The organism is Eubacterium ramulus, assembly GCF_003122485.1.
Lineage (GTDB): Bacteria > Bacillota > Clostridia > Lachnospirales > Lachnospiraceae > Eubacterium_I > Eubacterium_I ramulus_A.
This window is the reverse complement of the sequence record NZ_JRFU01000259.1, coordinates 1-2,144: the sequence shown is the minus strand read 5'-3', so window position 1 is coordinate 2,144 and position 2,144 is coordinate 1. Positions and strand designations below refer to the sequence as shown.

General features: G+C 43.5%; 1 protein-coding gene. It reads right to left on the bottom strand.

The genetic code is table 11. The features are described 5' to 3' along the window. Positions 1–153: 153 nt before the first annotated feature. Positions 154–1,755 carry a xylulokinase gene (locus LG34_RS16370; protein ID WP_109217029.1) on the bottom strand — a complete coding sequence of 534 codons (1,602 nt, stop codon included), beginning with the start codon at positions 1,753–1,755 and terminating at the stop codon, positions 154–156. Between the last annotated feature and the right edge of the window lie 389 nt (positions 1,756–2,144).

Below are 2,144 nucleotides of genomic sequence, written 5' to 3'. Positions count from 1 at the left end.
GAGAAATACTTGTTACTACTCACCACTTGCAGAAGTGGGAGTCTCAACTTAGACTGAGATGAAAATCTTCTTTATATAACATCGCGTGGAAAATATAACAAAAAATTTCCATGTATATCCGTTATGATTTATTATTTCTATTACAATTCCAGATTAGCGCAGCTGCTCTACCGCTGCACGTTCAATGGCAAGACCAGCTTTGTAATCTTTCATAAATGTCTCAAAACCTTCCACATCTGCGGCATCCGGTTGCATTACGCTACCTTCTTCCCCGTGGAAAATAACAGTATTCAGATAATCTGGTAACGTCTGTCCCTCTGCTTTTCCGATCATATACGCTGCCAGAAGTGCGATTCCCCAGGCTCCGCCTTCTCCGGCTGTCTCCATGACAAAGACCGGTGTCTGCATTGCAGCTGCCATCACACGCTGTCCTACGCCTTTGGTCAGGAAAAATCCACCGTGACCAAGCATTTTGTCAATCTGCACTTTTTCTTCTTTTACCAGAATATCCATACCGGCTTTTAATGCGCCAAGTGAGGTCAGCAGATGTACACGCATGAAGTTTGCAAGATTAAATTTGCTGTCCGGTCTGCGCACAAACAGTGGTCTGCCTTCTTCAAAACCGGTAATACTCTCGCCGGAAAAATAATTATAAGCCAGCAGACCGCCACAGTCTGCATCGCCCTCCAGCGCCTTGCGGTACAACGTGCCATACAATGTATCCATGTCCGGCTTCACACCAAAAGCCTCCAGTGCTTCTCCGAACAAGCCTACCCATGCATTCAGATCTGAAGTACAGTTGTTGCAATGTACCATTGCCACCGGTTTACCATCCGGAGTGGTTACCATATCGATTTCTTCATAATATTTAGAAAGTGCCTGCTCCAGTACAATCATGGCAAACACGCTGGTTCCTGCGGATACGTTTCCGGTACGGACTGCCACACTGTTTGTCGCTGTCATACCGGTTCCGGCATCGCCCTCCGGCGGGCAAAGTAAAATGCCTGCTTCCAGATCTCCTGCCGGATCTAACAGTTTTGCACCTGTTTCAGAAAGTACACCTGCTTTTTCTCCGGCTGCCAGTACTTTCGGGAAAATATCGGTCAGATGATAATTCAGACCTTTTTCCAGTAATAATGTGTCAAATTTTGCTGCCATTGCCGCATCGTAATCGTTTGTATTGGAATCAATCGGAAACATACCTGCCGCTTCACCGACACCAACCACTTTCTCGCCGGTAAGTTGCCAGTGAATATAGCCTGCCAGCGTCGTCACAAAGCTAATCTGGCTTACATGAGACTCCCCATTTAAAATTGCCTGATACAGATGTGCCACGCTCCAACGCTGCGGTATATTAAAGGAAAATGTCTCGGAAAGTTCTTTTGCCGCCTGCTCTGTCATCGTATTTCTCCAGGTACGAAACGGCACCAGAAGCTGATCCTGCGCGTCAAATGCCATATAACCATGCATCATTCCGCTAAATCCCATGGCAGCTACCCGCTTTAACGTCTCACCGTATTTTTCCTGTACATCCTGTTTCAGTTTTGCATAACAATCCTGCAAGCCTTCCTTGATATCAGTCAGGCTGTAAGTCCAGATCTGATTTTCCAGACGGTTCTCCCATCCATGACTTCCTGAAGCCAGCGGATTTCCTGCCGCATCGATCAGAACCGCTTTGATTCTGGTAGAGCCAAATTCCATTCCAAGTACTGTCTCACCGTTGCGGATCAGTTTTGCGATTTTCACATTCTCCATTGTATTGCCCCCTTTTCTTTCTCAATTATATCATCTTGTAATATCACGTTTTCTGACTAAAATTTCCTGTCTGAACTTCTCTTATCTTTCAGTACTTCTATCATAAATCATTTCTGAAAAAATCAAAAGAATTTTATTATGCATTTTCTGGACATTTATTAACCTGGCGTATAAAATAAGGATAACGCAATACAAAAAATATTGAATTGATGTTTTTCAATCATACTAAAAAACGTTTTTCACCTATCAGTATCTGCAATAACTGTATCAACATTTTTTTCAATAATACAATTTGTAATCCGATCAGATTAAGCTGACAAACTGATATTTCAAAACGTTTTCATTCATCTCAGTCTGAGTTGAGACTCCCACTTCTGCAAGTGGTGAGT